This window comes from Aestuariivirga sp. (genome assembly GCF_020252395.1).
Classification (GTDB): Bacteria; Pseudomonadota; Alphaproteobacteria; order Rhizobiales; family Aestuariivirgaceae; genus Aestuariivirga.
This window is the reverse complement of record NZ_JADCDB010000001.1, coordinates 220474-239526: the sequence shown is the minus strand read 5'-3', so window position 1 is coordinate 239526 and position 19053 is coordinate 220474. Positions and strand designations below refer to the sequence as shown.

20 protein-coding genes and 1 tRNA gene are annotated in these 19053 nt (G+C 65.6%); 14 read left to right on the top strand and 7 right to left on the bottom strand.

What is annotated here, in order from left to right; translation table 11 throughout:
- The 8 genes from IOC82_RS01095 to IOC82_RS01060 all read left to right on the top strand — a co-directional run bounded on the left by IOC82_RS01095 (nt 1) and on the right by IOC82_RS01060 (nt 8220).
- Nucleotides 1–1419, top strand: coding sequence for a LutB/LldF family L-lactate oxidation iron-sulfur protein (locus IOC82_RS01095; RefSeq protein WP_290544319.1), 1419 nt, complete (start codon nt 1–3; stop codon nt 1417–1419).
- A complete protein-coding gene (locus IOC82_RS01090) occupies nt 1416–2084 on the top strand; it encodes a lactate utilization protein (RefSeq protein ID WP_290544318.1) in 669 nt (222 codons plus the stop codon). Before IOC82_RS01095 ends, IOC82_RS01090 begins: the two co-directional genes overlap by 4 nt.
- An 84-nt stretch (nt 2085–2168) precedes the next feature.
- Nucleotides 2169–3014, top strand: a complete 846-nt coding sequence (locus tag IOC82_RS01085; RefSeq protein WP_290544317.1) for a fumarylacetoacetate hydrolase family protein — start codon at nt 2169–2171, stop codon at nt 3012–3014.
- A 40-nt stretch (nt 3015–3054) separates the two neighbouring features.
- Nucleotides 3055–4701, top strand: coding sequence for a HisS family protein (locus tag IOC82_RS01080; RefSeq protein WP_290544316.1), 1647 nt, complete (start codon nt 3055–3057; stop codon nt 4699–4701).
- Nucleotides 4701–5840, top strand: a complete 1140-nt coding sequence (locus IOC82_RS01075; protein WP_290544315.1) for an ATP phosphoribosyltransferase regulatory subunit — start codon at nt 4701–4703, stop codon at nt 5838–5840. The genes IOC82_RS01080 and IOC82_RS01075 overlap by 1 nt, the downstream gene beginning before the upstream one ends.
- A complete protein-coding gene (gene hisG / locus IOC82_RS01070) occupies nt 5837–6526 on the top strand; it encodes an ATP phosphoribosyltransferase (RefSeq protein ID WP_290544314.1) in 690 nt (229 codons plus the stop codon). The genes IOC82_RS01075 and hisG overlap by 4 nt, the downstream gene beginning before the upstream one ends.
- A gap of 66 nt (nt 6527–6592) precedes the next feature.
- Nucleotides 6593–6859 carry a hypothetical protein gene (locus IOC82_RS01065; protein WP_290544313.1) on the top strand — a complete coding sequence of 89 codons (267 nt, stop codon included), beginning with the start codon at nt 6593–6595 and terminating at the stop codon, nt 6857–6859.
- A gap of 152 nt (nt 6860–7011) precedes the next feature.
- Nucleotides 7012–8220: a lytic murein transglycosylase gene (locus IOC82_RS01060; RefSeq protein WP_290544312.1), complete on the top strand. Its 1209-nt coding sequence runs from the start codon at nt 7012–7014 to the stop codon at nt 8218–8220.
- A gap of 3 nt (nt 8221–8223) precedes the next feature.
- Here IOC82_RS01060 and IOC82_RS01055 read toward each other — a convergent pair whose 3' ends face one another.
- Genes IOC82_RS01055 through IOC82_RS01045 form a run of 3 tightly spaced genes read right to left on the bottom strand, consistent with a single transcriptional unit; the run spans nt 8224 to nt 11407 of the window.
- Complete coding sequence (locus IOC82_RS01055) at nt 8224–9432, bottom strand: ABC transporter permease (RefSeq protein WP_290544311.1); 1209 nt, start codon at nt 9430–9432, stop codon at nt 8224–8226.
- Nucleotides 9432–10136 carry an ABC transporter ATP-binding protein gene (locus IOC82_RS01050; protein WP_290544310.1) on the bottom strand — a complete coding sequence of 235 codons (705 nt, stop codon included), beginning with the start codon at nt 10134–10136 and terminating at the stop codon, nt 9432–9434. Before IOC82_RS01050 ends, IOC82_RS01055 begins: the two co-directional genes overlap by 1 nt.
- Nucleotides 10133–11407, bottom strand: coding sequence for an efflux RND transporter periplasmic adaptor subunit (locus IOC82_RS01045; protein WP_290544309.1), 1275 nt, complete (start codon nt 11405–11407; stop codon nt 10133–10135). The genes IOC82_RS01050 and IOC82_RS01045 overlap by 4 nt, the downstream gene beginning before the upstream one ends.
- Nucleotides 11408–11509: 102 nt before the next feature.
- Here IOC82_RS01045 and IOC82_RS01040 point away from each other — a divergent pair, with 102 nt between their 5' ends.
- Entirely contained in the window at nt 11510–12304 is a 795-nt protein-coding gene (locus IOC82_RS01040; RefSeq protein WP_290544308.1) for an alpha/beta fold hydrolase, read from the top strand.
- Between the two features lie 56 nt (nt 12305–12360).
- Here IOC82_RS01040 and IOC82_RS01035 read toward each other — a convergent pair whose 3' ends face one another.
- The 3 genes from IOC82_RS01035 to IOC82_RS01025 are packed head-to-tail and all read right to left on the bottom strand — an operon-like array spanning nt 12361 to nt 15024.
- Nucleotides 12361–13230, bottom strand: a complete 870-nt coding sequence (locus IOC82_RS01035; protein ID WP_290544307.1) for an SDR family oxidoreductase — start codon at nt 13228–13230, stop codon at nt 12361–12363.
- On the bottom strand, nt 13227–14348 hold the full coding sequence (queG, locus tag IOC82_RS01030; protein ID WP_290544365.1) for a tRNA epoxyqueuosine(34) reductase QueG: 1122 nt from the start codon (nt 14346–14348) through the stop codon (nt 13227–13229). The genes IOC82_RS01035 and queG overlap by 4 nt, the downstream gene beginning before the upstream one ends.
- A complete protein-coding gene (locus IOC82_RS01025; RefSeq protein ID WP_290544306.1) occupies nt 14341–15024 on the bottom strand; it encodes a glutathione S-transferase family protein in 684 nt (227 codons plus the stop codon). Before IOC82_RS01025 ends, queG begins: the two co-directional genes overlap by 8 nt.
- Before the next feature lie 158 nt (nt 15025–15182).
- Between IOC82_RS01025 and IOC82_RS01020 the strand changes: the two genes are divergently transcribed.
- A complete protein-coding gene (locus IOC82_RS01020) occupies nt 15183–16007 on the top strand; it encodes an undecaprenyl-diphosphate phosphatase (RefSeq protein WP_290544305.1) in 825 nt (274 codons plus the stop codon).
- On the opposite strand, the gene IOC82_RS01015 is transcribed toward IOC82_RS01020, so the two are convergent.
- Nucleotides 15974–16954 (bottom strand): complex I NDUFA9 subunit family protein, encoded by a 981-nt coding sequence (locus IOC82_RS01015; protein ID WP_290544304.1) that lies wholly within the window; start codon nt 16952–16954, stop codon nt 15974–15976. The genes IOC82_RS01020 and IOC82_RS01015 overlap by 34 nt on opposite strands.
- A gap of 132 nt (nt 16955–17086) precedes the next feature.
- On the opposite strand from IOC82_RS01015, the gene IOC82_RS01010 reads away from it, so the two are divergent.
- From IOC82_RS01010 to IOC82_RS00995, 4 genes are all read left to right on the top strand, one after another.
- Nucleotides 17087–17171, top strand: a tRNA-Leu gene (locus IOC82_RS01010).
- Nucleotides 17172–17205: 34 nt separating this feature from the next.
- Nucleotides 17206–17817 carry a ribonuclease H-like domain-containing protein gene (locus tag IOC82_RS01005; RefSeq protein ID WP_290544303.1) on the top strand — a complete coding sequence of 204 codons (612 nt, stop codon included), beginning with the start codon at nt 17206–17208 and terminating at the stop codon, nt 17815–17817.
- Nucleotides 17801–18433 carry an LPS export ABC transporter periplasmic protein LptC gene (gene lptC / locus IOC82_RS01000; RefSeq protein WP_290544302.1) on the top strand — a complete coding sequence of 211 codons (633 nt, stop codon included), beginning with the start codon at nt 17801–17803 and terminating at the stop codon, nt 18431–18433. Before IOC82_RS01005 ends, lptC begins: the two co-directional genes overlap by 17 nt.
- The gene (locus IOC82_RS00995) at nt 18430–18987 is read left to right on the top strand and encodes an LptA/OstA family protein (RefSeq protein WP_290544301.1); all 558 of its coding nucleotides are present in this window, start codon (nt 18430–18432) and stop codon (nt 18985–18987) included. Before lptC ends, IOC82_RS00995 begins: the two co-directional genes overlap by 4 nt.
- Nucleotides 18988–19053: the final 66 nt, after the last annotated feature.

Below are 19053 nucleotides of genomic sequence, written 5' to 3'. Positions count from 1 at the left end.
ATGACCGAGATGTCCACCAACGCCTTCAAGGACAACGTCAGCAAGGCACTTGCCGACGACAAGCTGCAATTCGCCATGACCGAGACGGGCCCGCGCTTCATCGCCAAGCGCACCAAGGCCCGCGAGGCGCTGCCTGAGTTCGACCGGCTGCGCGATCAGGCGCGCGATATCAAAGACCATGTGCTGGACCATCTCGACATCTACCTCGAGACCTACGAGGCCAAGGTGAAGGAGACGGGCGGCCACGTGCACTGGGCGGAAACGCCGGACGACGCCCGCGCCGCGGTGCTGGAAATCTGCCGCAAGGCCAATGCGAAGATGGTCACCAAGGGCAAGTCGATGATCTCGGAAGAGATCGACCTCAACAAGCACCTTGAGGAAAACGGCATCACGCCGGTCGAGACCGACCTCGGCGAATACATCATCCAGCTCCGGAACGAGCGGCCCTCGCACATCATCGCCCCCGCCGTGCACCTGACCCGCGACCAGGTGGAGGCGGATTTCCGCCGCGTCCACACCCACCTCGACCCGAAGCGCGATCTCACCGAAATTCCGGCCCTCGTGGAGGAAGCCCGCGGCGTGCTGCGGCAGAAATATCTTGCCGCCGATGTCGGCATCACTGGCGCCAACTTCCTCGTCGCCGAGACCGGCACCTCGATCATCGTCACCAACGAGGGCAATGGCGACCTGACGCAGACATTGCCCCGCGTCCACATCGTGCTCGCCTCGATCGAGAAGCTGGTGCCGACGCTGGAGGACGCAACCACCATCCTGCGCGTGCTGGCGCGGTCCGCCACGGGGCAGGACTTCTCCAACTACACGACGTTCTCAACGGGCGGCCGCCGGGAGGGCGATCCGGATGGGCCCATCGAATACCATGTCATCCTTCTCGACAATGGCCGCACCAATGTGCTCGGCACCGAGTTCCAGGACATGCTGCGCTGCATCCGCTGCGGCGCGTGTTTGAATCACTGCCCGGTCTACAATGCGGTGGGTGGCCATGCCTATGGCTGGGTCTATCCCGGCCCCATCGGATCGGTGGTCACACCCGCTCTCGTCGGCATCGAGAACGCGCGCCACCTTCCCAATGCATCGACCTTTTGCGGCCGCTGCGAGGAAGTCTGCCCGATGCGCATCCCCATCCCCAAGATGCTGCGCCACTGGCGCGAAAAGGAGTTCGAGCGCCACCTGCAGCCGGCCTCGATGCGCTGGGGCCTTGGCGTCTGGGCCTGGGTAGCAAAGCGCCCGAAGCTCTATCGCAGGGCGACGGCCATCGCCGCGCGCGTGCTGGCCAACCAGGCGCATGGCAAGGGCAGGCTGAAGAAGGTGCCGCTCGCCGCGGGCTGGACCGAAATCCGCGATTTCCCCGCGCCCCAGGGCAAGACCTTCCACCAGCTGTGGAAGGAACGCCGCCGATGAATGCGCGCGAGGCCATTCTGGGCCGCGTGCGCGCCCGAATCCCACGTGGGCCCGAAGGCTCGCGCCGTGAGGCGGTGGAGCGGCGGATCGCCGGGCGTCCCCGCAACCTGATCCCGGAGCGCGGGCAGGGCGGCATCGAACACCGCATCCGCGTTTTCACAGAGATGATGCTGGCCGTCGGCGGCACGGTGGAAATTGTCGACGACGTCAACGAGGTGCCGCATGCGGTCTCGGTCTACCTGCGTGACGGAAACCTGCCCGCCCAGGTGCGGCGTGGGGCCGATCCGGTTCTGGCGAAATTGCCATGGCACCGCGGCGGCACGCTGGAGGTGACGGAAGGCCCGGCCGCCGATGCCGACCGCGCCTCGATTACCCGCGCCTTTGCCGGCATCGCCGAGTCCGGCACCATCGTGCAGATCTCGGGCGCGGACAATCCGACGACGCTCAACTTCCTGCCGGAAGCCCATATCGTGGTGCTCGAATCCGCCGCTCTTTTCGCCAGCTACGAAGAAGCGTGGACGAAGCTGCGTGCGCTCATGGGCGAGGGCAACATGCCGCGCACGGTGAACATGATCTCGGGTCCCTCCCGCACCGCCGACATCGAGCAGACAATCGTCAGGCCCGCCCATGGCCCGAAGAACATGCACGTCATCATCGTCCGCTGACGCGCGTCCCAAGTCATGTTTTGACAGACACCGCAATCGGCGGCATTTTGCGGCCATCGTCATACAAATGGGATGGGACGTCAGATGAAGCTGCTGCGTTATGGTGCGAAGGGCAAGGAGAAGCCGGGACTCTTGGACAGCGAGGGGCGGCTGCGCGACCTCTCCGCGGTGATCCCGGACATCACGGGCGAAACGATCGCCCCGAAGAGCATCGCGCGGCTGAAGAAGATCAAGCCGGAATCGCTCCCTCTCGTGCGTGGCAAGCCGCGCATCGGCGCCTGCATCGCCAACCCGCAGAAGTTCATCGCCATCGGCCTCAACTACTCGGACCACGCCGCCGAGTCCGGCCTACAGGTGCCGAAAGAGCCGGTGGTCTTCACCAAGCAGGTGAGCTGCCTCTCCGGCCCCTTCGACGACGTGACGCTGCCGCCCAAGTCCAGGAAGTCGGACTGGGAGGTGGAACTGGGCGTCATCATCGGCGCCAGGGCAAAGAACATCAGGAAGGCCGATGCGCTGAAGCACGTTGCGGGCTACTGCACCATTAACGATCTCTCGGAGCGCGAATTCCAGACGGAACGCTCCGGCCAGTGGACCAAGGGCAAGTCCTACGACACGTTCGGGCCGGTGGGTCCGTGGCTCGTCACCGCGGATGAGGTGCCAGACCCGCAGAACCTCGCCATGTGGCTCGATCTCAACGGCAAGCGCGTGCAGAACGGCTCGACCTCCACCATGGTCTTCGGCGTCGCGCACATCGTGGCCTATCTGTCGGAGTTCTTCACCCTCATGCCGGGCGACATTATCACCACCGGCACGCCGCCGGGCGTGGGCATGGGCATGAAGCCCCCGCGCTTCCTGAAGCCGGGTGACACCATGCGGCTCGGCATCGAGGGCCTGGGCGAGCAGGCGCAGAAGGTGGTGCGGGACAAATAGGCCCACTCTCAAATTCCGTCATTCAAGCCGGGTTGCCAGAATGAACAAAGAGCTCCGCCCCAGGGCGCGCGCCGCCAAGGGTTTCCGTGACATTTCCGCCAGCGAGATCCGCGGCACCCGCCAGATGCTGGCGACGATCCAGCAGGTCTACGAGTCCTATGGCTTCGAGCCGGTGGAGCAGCCCTTCATCGAGTACACCGACGCGCTGGGCAAGTTCCTGCCCGACCAGGACCGGCCCAATGCCGGCGTCTTCTCCTTCCAGGACGATGACGGGCAATGGCTGAGCCTGCGCTATGACCTGACGGCCCCGCTCGCCCGCTACGTCGCCGAGAACCAGCAGAAGCTTCCCACCCCCTATCGCAGCTACCGCCAGGGCTGGGTCTTCCGCAACGAGAAGCCGGGTCCGGGGCGCTTCCGCCAGTTCATGCAGTTCGACGCCGATACGGTGGGCTCCGCCTCGCCGGTGGCCGATGCCGAGGTCTGCATGATGGCGGCGGACACAATGGAGGCGCTGGGGCTGGAGCGTGGGCAGTATGTGATCAACGTCAACAACCGTAAGGTGATTGATGGCGTGATGCGGAGCATTGGATTGGGCACCAATGAAACAGCCGCGCGAAAACTCACGGTGATGCGTGCTCTTGATAAGTTTGATCGCCTAGGAGAGTTAGGCGTTCGCCAGTTGCTCAGTAGCGGACGAAAGGACGAGAGTGGCGACTTCACTCCCGGCGCAGAATTGAATGAAAATCAGATTGATCCACTAATTGAACTCTTAAAGTTCGGAAGCGCATATGATGCGCTAGAACACGGACACCATCCCAATAGCCCCCGCAAGTTCCCTAATCCGCTTACTCATCCACCTCTGACATGGGATGTGAAAGCTTATGGTCATGCCGAAGAAATGCAGAAGCTCCAAGCTTCAGTTGCATGTGTGAATCCAAGTAACAGAGCTTACCCTTGGAGCTTTGGAATGGACGTTTTGGGAACCATACCTGTAGTGTTTGCGATGAATGATACGCTTGCTGCCGGCGTCCATGAATTGGCCGAGATGCAGGCAATCCTTGATCAAGCTGGTTATGGCCCAGATAGAATTCTTGTGGATCCAAGCATTATCCGCGGCCTCGAATATTACACCGGCCCGGTCTTCGAATGCGAACTCCTCATGGAGACGAAGGACGAGGACGGCCGCACCGTGCGCTTCGGCTCGGTCGGCGGCGGCGGACGCTATGACGATCTGGTGGCGCGCTTCACCGGCCAGCAGGTGCCGGCCACCGGCTTCTCGATCGGCGTATCGCGGCTCTATGCGGCGCTGAAGCTGGTGGGCAAGGCGGAAGAATCATCGACGCTCGCTCCCGTCGTCGTGCTCGTCATGGACAAGCACCGGCAGGGCGATTACTGGCGCATGGTGCAAGAGCTGCGCGCAGGCGGCGTGCGGGCCGAGATGTATGCCGGCGCCGCCGGCATGAAGGCGCAGATGAAATATGCCGACAAGCGGGGTGCCCCTCTGGTCGTCATCCAGGGCGGCGACGAGAAGCTCAAAGGCGAGGTGCAGATCAAGGACCTTCGCCTGGGCGCCGAACTCGCCAGCAACATCGCCTCGCGCGAGGAATATGCCTCCCAGCGCCTGGCGCAATTCTCAGTGCCGGAGGCCGATCTCGTCGTGGCGGTGAAGAAGGCGCTCGCAGAGTAATGGCCGGAAAGTCGAGCGCCGAGCTCTCCTCGCTGGAGCGCCAGAACACCGCCTTGATGGCGGTGTTCGAGCGTGCGGGCTTCGATCACATCGCGCCTGATATCATCCAGCCCGCCGACATCTTCCTCGAGCGCTCCGGCGAGGACATCCGTGCACGGACCTTTGTCTTCACCGATCCCTCCGGCGCCGAGATGTGCCTCAGGCCAGACCTCACCGTTCCGGCCTGCCGCTATCATCTGAGCCATGCGGAAAACCCCGCCGCCGAGCGGCGCTATTGCTACCTTGGCCCCGCCTTCCGCTTCCCCGACGAGCTGCTGAGCCCGCAGGAATTCACACAAGCGGGCCTCGAATGGTTCGGCGCGCCTGAGCCCATCGCGGCGGAAGCGCGCGTCCTCAAGCTTGCCATTTCCGCGCTCGAGGCCGCGGGCCTGTCGCGCTACCGCGTCAGCTTCGGCGATTTGGGGCTGTTTTCCGCATTGCTCGGGGACACCGAGATGCCAGAGCGCTGGCGGCAACGTCTGCGCCACCATTTCTGGCGTCCGCATGCCTTCCGCGAGCTGCTCGACTCGTTCTGCGCGGGCCGTGGCGCGAAGCGCACCTCCGTCTCGCCGATCGTCGACCGCGCCGCCGCGGGCGATGCGCTGGCCGTCGTCGAAGCCGAGATCGAGGCTCGCAAGCTGCCGCTCGTCGGCGGCCGTGACCTGCCCGAAATCGCCGCACGCCTCGCCAACAAGGCCGCCGACCGGCAGGAGACACCGCTGGAGCGTGCGAAGGCCGACACGCTCAATGCCTATCTCGCCATCGCGGGCGAGGCCTCCGCCATCGATGCGCAGTTTGCTGTCATCGCCGGCGGCAGCCGCTTCAAGGGCGCGCGCGACGACTATGCCAAGCGCCTGTTCGAGATGGAGGAGCTGGGTCTCAACCCGCGCCGCTTCCATTTCGCCGCGGGCTTCGGCCGCGAGCTTGAATACTACACGGGCTTCACCTTCCAGATCGAGGCGGATACGCCGCACGGCCCCGTCGCGGTGGCGGGCGGCGGGCGCTATGATAACCTGCTCTCCGACATGGGCTCGCCCATGCGCGTGCCCGCGGTGGGCTGCGCCATTCACACCGATCGCCTGAAGGCGGTGCTGGCATGAGCGTCATCACGCTGGCCATCCCCTCCAAGGGCCGCCTCATGGAGGCGAGTGCGGGGCTGCTTGAGAAGGCCGGCTTCACCATCGACCGGCTGGGCGCCGACCGCGGCTATCGCGGCGTGCTGCGCGGATTGGAGGGCGTCGAGATCGCCTTCCTCCCGGCCTCCGAAATCGCCCAAAACCTGCGTGACGGAAAGGTGGACCTCGGCGTCACCGGCCAGGACCTGCTCAGCGAGAAGATCGCGCCGGATGACAAGGCGGTTCAGCTGCTCGTCCGCCTGGGCTTCGGCCCGGCCGATGTGGTGGTGGCGGTTCCCGAGTGCTGGCTCGATGTCGCCACCATGGCGGATCTGGACGAGATCGCCGGGAGCTTCTACGAGCGCCATGGCCGCCGCCTCCGCGTCGCCACCAAGTACCACAACCTCACCCGCCGCTTCTTCGCGGGAAAGGGCGTGACCGGCTACCGCATCGTCGAAAGCCTCGGCGCCACCGAGGGGGCGCCGGCGGCGGGGATCGCCGAGATTATCGTCGATATCACGACGACGGGTTCCACGCTCGCCGCCAATGCCTTGAAAATCCTCGATGATGGCGTGATCCTCAAGTCCTGCGCTGTGCTGGCCGGCCGCAGCGGGAAAGTGATGGACCGGCGCGCCGTGCGGCTGATCGAGGTTCTTTCCGCCTTCACCTGAATGTGTTGTGGCAAATCCGCGGTTTGGGGTTAGTCTCGGTTAAATAGTTGAACAGGGAGATCGCCGATGAAGTCCCTTCTGACGGTTGCCGCCCTTCTGGTGGGCCTCGCTGCTTCTGCCCAGGCGGAGGAAGTCACGACTGCGCCGCCGCCGCAACCTCAGGCCCAAGCGGCACTTGCCCCCGCCCAGGATGCGCCACCGGCCGATAACCTGCCACAAACGGCGCCCGAGTCAGAGGCGGCCATGTCCGCTCCGCTCGATGCCAATGCTCCACCCCCCGCCCGCGGCGGCGGCTGCGGCCACGCCAAAACCACGGTCGATCTGACGAACTGAATTTCACCCAGGCCGGCCAGTTCCCCAGCCCCTCCCGCACATCCCTGCGGGAGGGTTTTTTGCGTGGACGCCGGCGTCCGGCCTTTAATTTGACCAAGACAGGACTTAACGCCAAAGGTCACACCCAGCGGCAGACGAATCGGGAGACAGGAATGCGGAACTTGAAACTGGCGGCGGCGGCTCTCGTGGCAATGGCGGGGTTGAGCGGCATGGCCCATGCAGGCGCAGCCTGCGGCGATTCGGCTGCGGGCTTCGACGGCTTCATCAAGCAGTTCAGGAAGGAAGCGGCCGCCCGGGGCGTCGATGCCAAGGGCCTCTCGGCGCTCGATGGCGTGCAGTATCAGCCGGGCATCATCAAGAAGGACCGGGCGCAGAGCGTGTTCTCGCTCTCTTTCATCGATTTCCAGAAGCGCATGGTCTCCGCCTACCGCATCAAGGAAGGCGCCAACATTCTGCGCCAGAACAAGCAGCTTTTCGATGCGATTCAGCAGCGCTACGGCGTGCCGGGCGAGGTGCTTATCGCCTTCTGGGCCTTCGAGACCGATTTCGGCAAGAACATGGGCGACTTCGACACCATCTCGTCGCTCGCCACCCTGTCGTGGGACTGCCGCCGGCCTGACAAGTTCCGCGAGCAGCTGATCGGCGCGCTGAAGCTCTACCAGAGCGGCGATCTCGAGCGTGAGGACATGAAGGGCGCCTGGGCTGGCGAGATCGGCCATACCCAGTTCCTGCCCAAGGAATATGTCGAGACCGCCATCGACTTCGATGGCGACGGCCACCGCAACCTGCGCCGCTCGATCCCCGATGCCATGGCCTCAGGTGCTGCCCTTCTCGTCAAGCATGGCTGGAAGGCAAATGAGCCGTGGCTCGAGGAAGTGCGCCTCACCAAGGACCTGCCCTGGGACCAGGCCGACATCGCCATCCAGCTGCCGCGCAGCCAGTGGGCGAAGTGGGGTGTCACCGGTGTTGACCGCAAGCTCAAGGCTGACAAGTTCCCCGCCTCGCTGCTGCTGCCCATGGGCAAGGACGGACCGGCCTTCCTCGCTTACGAGAACTTCACCACGGCCTACCTGAAGTGGAACGAGTCCCTCGTCTACTCGCTCACCGCCGCCTATCTCGCCAACCGCATTGGCGGCGATGGTCCCTTCTATCCCGGCCGCGCGCCGGTTGAGGCGCTGTCCTATGACCAGATCAAAGAGCTCCAGCAGATCCTCGAAGCCAAGGGCTATGACGTCGGCACCGTCGACGGCAAGCTTGGCAAGGCCACGCGCGATGCGGTGAAGCAGGAACAGATCAAGATGGGCTGGCCGGCGGATTCTTATCCCACCGTCCCCTTCCTCGAGAAGCTGCAGAACGGCTGATGGCTATTCCCGCCTGAGCGCCTCGATGGGATCGAGGCGCGCCGCGCGCCGCGCCGGGAAGAAGCCGAAGATCACCCCGATCAGCGCCGACACCGCGAAGGCAAGTGCGATCACCTTAAGATCGGCGTTGAAGGGCACGTCCATAACCGCCGCTCCCGCCGCCGCAAGGCCAAGCCCGATGGCAATCCCCAGCACGCCGCCGAACAGGGCGAGCACCACCGCCTCCACCAGAAACTGCGTCAGCACCTGCCGTTCGAGTGCGCCGATGGCCAGCCTGATGCCGATCTCGCGCGTGCGCTCCGTCACCGAGACGAGCATGATGTTCATGATGCCGATGCCGCCGACCAGCAGGGAGACGGCGGCCACCGCGCCCAGCAGTCCCGTCAGGATCGCCGTCGTTGACGCCATCGTCGCAAGAATCTGGGTCAGATCGCGGATGGTGAAGTCGTCCTCATCGCCCGGCATGATGCGGCGGCGCTCGCGCAGCACGTCCTCGGCATCGCGCTGCACGCGCGGGATGGCGGCGGCCTCCGTCACCGAGATCGAAATGGCGCCGATCCTGGTGTTGCCCGCAATGCGGCGGTGATAGGTGCGCAGCGGCAGCACCACGATCGCGTCCTGGTCGGAGCCGAAGGCCGACTGGCCCTTGGCCGCCATGCGGCCGATCACCTCGCAGGAAAAATTGCCGATGCGCAGCCTTTCGCCGATCGGGTCCTGTCCGGCGAAGAGTTCGCGCGTGATGGTGGCGCCGATGACGCAGACCGAAGCCCCGGCGCGCAATTCGCTGTCGGAAAAGACGCGGCCATCCTCCAGCACCCAGTCCTGCACGGTGAACCAGTCGGTGTTGGTGCCGGTTACCGACGCATCATAGTTCAGCGCGCCGAACACCGCCTTCATCTGCTTCTGCGCGGTGGGCGCAACGCCGCGGATGCCGGAGAGGTCATTCTTCAGCGCCGCCACGTCGCGCTCGTCGAAGGAGCGCGCGTCGGTCGAACCGCCAGGCCCGAAGGTGGTCTGCCCCGGCCTGACGATCAGCATGTTGGAGCCGAGCTTGGCGAGGTTCTCCTGCACCTTGCTGGAGGCGCCATTGCCCAGCGTCACCATGGCGATCACCGCGCCGACGCCGATGACGATGCCGAGCAGGGTGAGCACCGAGCGCAGCACATTGCGCCGGATCGACGACATGGCGAGCTTCACCGTCTCCCAAAGCATCAGGCCGCCGCCCTCTGCTCGTCACTGGCGATGCGGCCATCGACGAAGCGGATGATGCGGTGCGCGAAACCCGCCATGCCGGGCTCATGCGTGACCATCACCACGGTGATGCCGCGCTCTTCGTTGAGCCGCGCGATCAGCTCCATGATCTCGAGGCTGCGCTGGCTGTCGAGGTTGCCGGTGGGCTCGTCGGCGAGCAGCAGCAAGGGATCGGTGACGATGGCCCGCGCAATTGCCACGCGCTGCTGCTGGCCGCCGGAAAGCTCGCCCGGCGTATGGTGCTCGCGGCCCTGAAGGCCAACGCGGTGCAACGCCTCCCGCGCGCGCTCGCGCCGTTCGCGCCGGCCCATGCCGCGGTAGATCAGCGGCAGCTCCACATTCTCGATGGCGGTGGTGCGATTGAGCAGGTTGAAGCCCTGGAACACGAAACCGACGAAATTTCGCCGCAGCAGCGCGCGCTGGTCCTGGCTCAGGTGGTTCACCTCGACCCCGAGCAACGTGAAGCTGCCGCTCGACGGCCGGTCGAGGCAGCCGATGATGTTCATCGCGGTAGACTTGCCGGAGCCCGAGGGGCCCATGATAGCGATGAATTCGCCGCGGTTGATCGTCAGGTCGACGCCCGCCAGGGCGCGCACCAGCCCGCCGCCCTCGCCATAAAAGCGCGTGACGCCGGTGAAGGAGACGAGCGGTGCTTCGCCGCTCACAGTCCGCCCGCCTTGGACGAGATGATCACCTGCTGGCCCGCCGCGATGTCGCCCGACAGGATCTCGGTGTCCTTGCCATCGGAGACCCCGGCATGGACCGTCACCGCCTTCGGCGCGCCATTCTCCAGAACATGCAGCGTGCGCGTGCCGTCTGCTGCGGGCGCCGCGTTCTTCACCGCGGGCGGCATGCGCGGGATGAACAGGTTCATCACGCTGAAACCCTGTGACGGCTTCTCCTTTGGCGGCGAAAAGCGCAGCGCCGCATTCGGCACGGCCAGCGCGTTGGGCACCTCCTGCACCACGATCTGCGCCGTTGCCGTCATGCCGGGGCGCAGCAGCAGCGCGCTGTTGTCCACCGTCAGCACCGCCTTGTAGGTCACCACATTGTCCGTCACCTTGGGCGAAAATTCGATGGTGTCGATCACTGCGGGAAAGCTCTTGCCGGGATAGGCGTCGACGCGGAAGGTTGCCTTCTGGCCCTCCTTCACGGCGCCGATGTCGGCCTCGTCCACATCGGCCTCAAGCTGCATATGCGCGAGGTCCTCGGCGAGGGTGAACAGCACCGGCGCCTGGAAGGAGGAGGCGACCGTCTGCCCCGGCTCCGCATCGCGCTTCAGCACAATGCCATCGACGGGCGACAGGATGCGCGTCTTGGTCAGGTCGGTCTCGGTCATCGCCATGTCGGCCTTGGCCACTTCGATATCGGCCTGCGCGGCGATGACGCCCGCCTCCGCGCGCGACTGCGCGGCGCGCGCCGTGTCGAGGTCCTGGGTGGAGGACACGCCTCGCGCGCTCAGCTTCTCGGCGCGCTGATAGAGCAGCTGCTTCTCGAGCAGTGTTGCCTTGGCATCCGCAAGGCGGGCTTCCGCCGCCGCAAGGGCCGCCTTGCCGCGCGCCCGCTCGGCCTGCAGCCTCTCGGTGTCGAGCTCGGCCAGCACGTCGCCCTTCTTGACCACGCTGTTGGCTTTGACATTCACCGTGCGGATGACGCCGGAACGCTCGCTCGAGACCTCCACCTCCGTGGTGGGCTGGATGTTGCCCGTGGCTTGGACGCGCACCACAATGTCCTTGGTCTCGGCCGGCATCGTCTCATAGCTGATGGTCTTGCCGCCGGACTGGCCATGCATCGCCCACCAGGCGATGGCAGTCACCACGAGCGCAAGCAGCACCAGCCAGATGAGCCTGCGGCGCCAGGTCCGCGCCCGTCCTTTGCGGTCCAGGCCCAGCATCGCCTCGATCTCGGCGGGCCCCGGGGGTGTCTGAATGTTCATCTGGTCCAATTCTTTATCCGGCTTCGCTTGCTAGACGTCAATGACGGCGCAAATCCGGCGTGCCGGATGTTCAAGACGTGCAACGCCTGATATGACCCCGCCATGACCGATATCAAGTTCGAAAACGCCCCCGACGGCACCCCCATCGCCTATCGCCATGACGGAAGGGACGATCTTGGCCGCTGCGGCTTCGTCTGGCTGGGCGGCTACAAGTCAGACATGGAGGGCTCCAAGGCCGGGGCGCTGGCCGCCCTGGCGCGCGAAACCCGCAGGCCCGGCCTGCGTTTCGACTATTCGGGCCACGGCGCCTCGGGCGGGCTGTTCGTTGACGGCACCATCTCGAAATGGCTGGAACAGTCGGTTCACATGGTGCTGACCCATGGCCGGGGGCCGCGCATTCTGGTTGGCTCCTCCATGGGCGGGTGGCTCGCTTTGCTGCTCTACCGCCAGCTGCGGCTCAGGCATCCGGCCGCGGCGCAGAACATCAAGGGGATCGTACTGCTCGCCCCCGCCGCCGATATGACGGAGGACCTGATGTGGGACGAATTCCCCGACGCAGTCCGCAAGGAGCTGAACGACAAGGGCGTGTGGCTCCGCCCCTCCGCCTATGGCGAGCCCTATACCATCACCAGGCGCCTGATCGAGGATGGCCGCAGGCACCTGCTGCTGAACCAGGGGCTCGACGTCGCCTGCCCCGTCTGCATTCTGCAGGGCGACGAGGACACGGACGTACCCGCCACGCATGCCGTGAAGGTTTTCGGCGCGCTCCGCGGCCCGGATGTGACGCTGACGCTGATCAAGGGCGGCGACCACAGGCTGTCGACGCCCGGCAACCTCGCCCTGCTGCGCGACACGGTGCTGCGCCTGGCGGAGCGGTCGGAGGGGATCGGGGCGTGACGTCGCATCTTCTCCCGCTCCTTCAGCGGGAGAGGACATCATAGCCGTGCATTATCCTACCGCCCCATCTCCCGCGCAATTGCGGCGAGCCCCTCGCGATAGGTCGGGTAGCTCAGCTTCACGCCCAGCTCTGTGAGGATCCGCGCATTCGAGACCCGCTTCGAGTCGGCATAGAAGCTCCGCGCCATCGGCGAGAGATCAGCTGCCTCGAACGGCACGTCCGGCGGCGCCGGAAGGCCCAGCAGCTTCGCGCCATATGCCACCACGTCCTGCGGCGGGCAGGCCTCGCCGTCGCACACATTGTAGGCGCGGCCGGGATCAGGATGCGCGATCGAGGCCTCCAGCGTGTTGGCGATGTCGGCCACGTGGATGCGGCTGAAGATCTGGCCAGGCTTGATCACCCGCTTTGCGGTGCCGTCGAGCAGCGACAGGAGCTGGTTGCGGCCCGGACCGTAAATGCCGGCGAGGCGGAAGATCATCACCGGCAGCCCATGCGCGCGCCAGAGGCCGAGCCACTGGTTTTCGGCGAGAAGCCGTTTGTGCCCGCGCTCCGTGTTGGGCGTGAGCGGCGTGTCCTCGGTGACGAGCCCGCCGCCATGATCTCCATAGACGCCGGTGGTGGAGAGATAGGCAACCCACTGGAACTGCGCGGCGCGGCTTGCGAAGTCGTTGGCATGCTGGCGCAGCACCGGGTCGCCGTCGTCCCCGGGCGGCGCTGAATCGACCATATGCGTGACCCCGTCGAAGGCAGCTTCCGGCAGCGGCTGCGATCCATCGAACACGAAGCCGCGATATCCTTTGCAGCGGATTGCCCCGGCGCCCGCCTCGCTGCGGCTGGTTGCCGAGATCGTCCAGCCCTTCTGCGCCAGCCGTTCCGCTAGGGCCGTGGCCGAGAAGCCGAGGCCGAAAAACAGAATGTGGTTCATGCCGGCTCCCATTCTCGGCGGACTTCAGCGTCCGTCTCTTCCTGAATGCGCTCATTACGCAAGTGTGCGAAGTCCGGTTCGGCCATCAGGCGTGACAGCGCCCACACCGCCATGGCCCGCACAATGGGAGCCGGGTCATCGAGCAGCGCCTTCACCCGCGGCACAAGGCTCGCATCGCCGCTGTTGCCCGCCGCGATCAGCACATTGCGGATGAAGCGGCCGCGCCCCGGGCGCTTCACCGGCGAGCCGGAGAACAGCGCGCGGAATGCCGCATCGTCGAGCTTCAGCAACGCGCCCAGGCGCGGCGCCTTCAGGTCCTCGCGCGCCATCAGCTTCGCCTCGCGAGAGGCTTGCGCAAACTTGTTCCACGGGCAGACGGCAAGGCAATCGTCGCAGCCATAGATGCGGTTGCCCATGGCGGCGCGGAATTCGCGGCCGATGTGCCCCGCATGCTCGATGGTGAGATAGGAGATGCAACGCCTGGCATCGAGCTGGTAGGGCGCGGGAAAAGCCTGTGTGGGGCAGATGTCGAGGCAGGCGCGGCACGAGCCGCAGTGATCCACCTCCGCTGCATCGGCCGCGATCTCGGCGGCCGTCAGGATGGCGCCGATGAAGAACCACGAGCCGAGCCCGCGCGAGACGAGATTGGTGTGCTTGCCTTGCCAGCCGAGCCCTGCCTTCTGGGCCAGCGGCTTTTCCATCAGGGGCGCCGTATCGACGAACACCTTCACCTCGGCCCCCGTGCGCCTCGCAAGCCACTGCGCGATGCGCTTCAGCTTGCCCTTCACGAGGTCATGATAGTCGCGGTTCAGCGCATAGACGGAGATGACGCCCGAGCCCTTGTCCGTCAGCCTTTCCAGCGGATCGAGGTCCTGCCCATAGTTCTGCGCGAAGACGAGCGCCGTCTTCGCCCCGGGCCACATGGCTTGCGGGCTGGCGCGGCGGGCTTCCGTCTCCGCCATCCATGCCATCCCGCCGTGCCGGTCCTGCGCGATGAAATCGCGCAGGCGCCCTGCTTGTTCCGCATCGTGCGCGAGCGCCACCACGCGCACCGCGCTGAAGCCCTCTTTCGAGGCCTTCTCGCCGATCTCCTGGCGGAGGCTGGCCACCTCAGAAATCGAGGTCCGCGTAATGCGGCCCCGGCGCCATGCCGCGAATGGTGTCGGCCAGCAGCGGACGGAAGGAGGGGCGGGACTTCACGCGCTGATACCAGCCCTTGGCAACAGGATAATCCGCCCACGGAATATCGCCGAAGTAGTCGGCCGCCGAGATGTGCCCCGCTGCCGCCAGGTCGGCGATCGAGAGTTCGTCCCCCGCCAGCCAGACGCGGTGGTCTACGAGGTGCGAGATATAGTCGAGGTGGCCGCGCAGCCTGCTCATCGCCTGGCGCACGCGCGCAGTGTCCGGCCCGCCGCCGCCGCGCTCGCGGCCGAGGAAGCGGCGGATCACCTTCTCGGTCAGCAACGGTTCGGAAACCTCGGCATAGAATTTCACGTCGAACCAGCCCGCGAGCCGCCTCACTTCGGCGCGCTCGAAGGCATCGCCCGGGATGAGCGAGAGGCGCGCCGCCTTGGTTTCCTCAAGGTATTCGGTGATCGCCTCGATGCCGGAGAGCGCGGTCTCCGCGTCCTCGAGATAAACCGGCAGCGTGCCTGCGGGGTTGAGCTCGAAGATCTCCGGCATCGGCTCCCAGGGCTCTTCGTCGATCAGCTCCACCGGCACGCCATATTCCGCCAGGGCAAGGCGCAACCTGCGGCTGAACGGATCGAGTGTGAAGTGAATGAGTGACGGCATGTTAGGAAGAACTTAACCCTGTTATCGGCAACTGGTGCGGCATTCGCGGAAGAAAAGCCGCAATTGCCCGGAATGTTGCGCGCGTATAAATCGTCCGCGCTCCCCGCGGCAAGAAAATCCGATCCGGCCTGACCGCCCCAAGCCCAGAGTTGCCATCCATGCTCATCCTCCAGATCGTCGTGCTGGCGCTCATCCAGGGCATCGCCGAGTTCCTGCCGATCTCGTCCTCGGGCCATCTGCTGCTGGTGCCTGTGCTCACCGGCTGGCCGGACCAGGGTGTCCTCACCGACGTCATGGTGCACATGGGGTCCTTTCTTGCGGTCATCGTTTACTTCTGGAAAGACTGCGCGAACCTTTTGATGGGCCTCGTGGACATGGCGCGCGGCCGCAACAACGCCTGGGGCCGGCTTGCCCTGCTGCTCATTCTCGGCACCATTCCGGCGGTGGTGACCGGCGTCATCCTCGACAAGCTGGGCTTCATGGACCTGGTGCGCCAGATGCCCATCGTGGTGGCGTGGAACGCCATCATCTTCGGCATCCTGCTCTATGTTTGCGACCGTTTCGGCATGAACGTGCGGCGCATGGCGGACATGACCTGGGCGCCGGCGCTCATCATCGGCATCGCTCAGGCCCTGGCCCTGGTGCCGGGCGTCAGCCGCTCCGGCATCACCATGACGGCGGCGCGCGCGCTCGGCTTCGAGCGGCCCGAATCGGCGCGCTTTGCCTTCCTGCTGGGCATTCCGGCCATTGCCGGCGCGGGCGTGCTGAAACTCGGCGAGGCGGTGCACGGCGCCGCCGCCATCTCCGTCCCGATGATCCTGACGGCGGTCCTCACCTTTTTCGTGGCGCTCGGCACCATCACGGTGCTGATGAAGCTCATCCGCCACATGAGCTTCCTGCCCTTCGCCATCTATCGCGTGGCGCTGGGCGTCATCCTGCTCGCGGTGATTTATTCGGGGATTCCGTTGGGCGCGGTGAACTGACCGGCCTTGCGGTAGCGGTAGAGATAGCCCGGAACGATTCCCTCGATCCCCTGCGGCGTGATGCCCAGGCCCTCCAGCGTCCTCTGCTCGCGGAGCGCCTCCCCGCTCACCACATTGTCGTGGCGCAGCATTTCCACCTGGTCCGTCGTCAGCATCGGGTTCGGCAGCAGGCCCATGACGGCCGCCTGCACCTTGGCCATCCCCCAGGGCAGTGGCAGCAGCAGGCGCTTGCGGCCGATGGTATCGAGCGTGAACTGCATGAGTTGCTTGAAGCTGAACTGCTCCGGCCCGCCCAGCTCATAGGTCTTGCCATCGGCCTCGCCCGCATCGACGAGGCGGGCCACCGCCTCGCCCACGTCGCCGGCGAACACCGGCTGGAACTTCGTTTCGCCGCCGCCGATCAGCGGCAGAAAGGGCGAGAAGCGCGCCATATCGGCGAAGCGGTTGAAGAAGCCGTCCTCCGGCCCGAACACGATCGAGGGCCGGAGCACAATGGCGCCGGGGAAATTGGCGCGCGCCAATCTCTCGCCCTCGGCCTTGCTGCGGGCATAGGCGGCGCTGGACGCAGCATCGGCCCCGATCGCCGACATCTGGATGAACACCCGGGCGCCGGCCGCCTTGGCGGCCTTGGCCGAGGCTTCCGCCCCGGACACATGCACGGCATCGAAGCTCTGGGCGCCTGAGGAATAGAGAACGCCCGTCAGGTTGATCACCGCATAGGCGCCCCTGCAGGCGGCGTCGAGCGAGGCGGGAAAGCGCACATTGGCCTGCACCGCCATGATCTGTCCGGTGTTGCCCAGGGGCTGCAGGTGGCCTGCAAGGTCGGGCCTTCGGCAAGCCACCCGGATGCGGTAGCCGCGCCGCGCCAGCGCCCGGACGATGTGCCGCCCCACGAAGCCTGATCCGCCGATGATGGTGATGAGTCTGCCGGATGGCTGAACGAGCATGGAAGCTCCCCTGATTTTCGGTGGTGCGGCTGTCTTTAGCGCCGCGCTCCCAAGGATGCAAAGGCGAAGAAGGGTCCTGCGCAGGACCGCGGTTGACAGCCACGCCGGGCGTCTCTAAGAGACGGCTCGCCTGCCCAGATGGCGGAATTGGTAGACGCACTAGTTTCAGGTACTAGCGCTGCAAGGCGTGGAGGTTCGAGTCCTCTTCTGGGCACCATATTTGACAGTCGAGTTACGGCGGGATCCCTGCGATGGCCATCAAGCTTTACAAGGGCGACCTGCCTCCGGGCCTCGATTTCGGAAGCTCCGTCGCCGTCGATACCGAAACGTTGGGCCTCGTGCCCCGGCGCGACAAGCTCTGCCTCGTTCAGCTCTCCGCTGGCGACGGCAACGCCCACCTCGTGCAGCTCGAACGGTCGAGCTACGACGCGCCGAACCTCAAGGCGCTGTTCGCCAACCCTGCCGTCACCAAGATCTTCCATTACGCCCGCTTCGACGTGGCGGTGATTAAACATTATCTCGGCGTCGACGCGAGCCCGCTCTACTGCACCAAGATCGCCTCCAGGCTCACCCGCACCTACACCGACCGGCATGGGCTGAAGGACCTGGTCAAGGAGCTTCTCGGCATCGAGCTCAACAAGCAGCAGCAGAGCTCGGACTGGGGCGCGCACATGCTGTCGGATTCGCAGAAGCAATATGCCGCGCAGGATGTGCTCTACCTGCATGAGCTGAAGTCCCGCCTCGATCAGATGCTGAGCCGCGAGGGGCGCGAGGCGGTGGCCGGGGCCTGCTTCGGTTTCATCCCCACGCGTGCCGCGCTCGATCTCTCGGGCTGGACCGAGGAAGATGTCTTCGCCCACTAGAGCCGCCCGCAGGGCTGTCCGGCCGGCCGCCGTCTCCCGCCTGTTGAGCTGGCTGGCGGCGGCCATCGGCATCGGTTTCGTCATCGCCTTCCTGGCCCAGGCCGGGCTGTTCCAGGCGTTGCTCCCGAAGCAGGCGGAGCCGCCGCCGCCGGGCTTCGAGCCGGACCGCATCACGGCCGCCATTTCCACCGTCAACGGCATCGACGACGAGAAGCAGCCCTACAAGGTCACGGCGAAGCGCGGCTGGCAGGACGGCAAGACGCCAAATCTCGTCCATCTCGAGGAGCCGGTGGGCCTGTTCCGGCGGGCCAGCGGCGCCAAATACACCATCACCGGCTCGGCGGGGCTTTATGACACCAAGGTCAGGTCGCTCAATCTCGACGGCAACGTGGTGCTGGAGCAGGAGGGCCGCTTCAAGGCCCGCATGGACAAGGCCGAAATCGCGGTGAAGCAGAAGAAGCTCACCGCCAGCACCGCGGTCAGCGCCGAGTTCGCCTCCGGCACGGTCGATGCGAACGGCATGCAAATAACCGATGACGGTGCCCGGATTCTGTTCTTGAATGGCGTCAGGGCGCGCTTCACGGCGCCCAAGGGCAAGGGAGACACCGATCCATGACGTTGAGGTTCGCCGCCAGCGCTGCGGCACTGTTCTTGCTGGCCGCCACGCCGGCCCTCGCCCAGGAGGCGACGGACGCCACGGCCGGCGCCAAGGCAGGCGACAAGGGCAATGACACCGCCCCGGTCGATATCGTGTCGAACGAGATGGAGATTCTCGACAAGGAGAAGAAGGCCATCTTTCGCGGCGCGGTCGATGCCACCAAGGGCACCACCAACCTCAAGTCGGACGAACTCACCGTCACCTACGCCGACGTGAAGCAGCCCGATGGCGCCACGAAGACCGACGCCACCGACCTCGACGCCAAGGGCAGCGTCATCATCACCACGCCCAAGGAGAAGATCACGGGCGACTGGGCGAAATACGATCCCCAGTCCGAGAAGCTCACCGTCGGCGGCAAGGTGAAGCTGGTGCAGGGCACCACGGTTCTCGAGGGCAATGAACTCCGCGCCGATCTCAAGACCGGCCGCACCCAGATGACTGGCGGCCGCGTCAAGGGCAGTTTCCTGCCGAAGTCCAGCAACGGCGGCAAGGGGGCCGGCGCCCCGCAATGATCATTTTCATCCAAAATTAAACCTATTGGTGGACACTCCCGTGGCGCGTGACGAAGACGCAGTGGC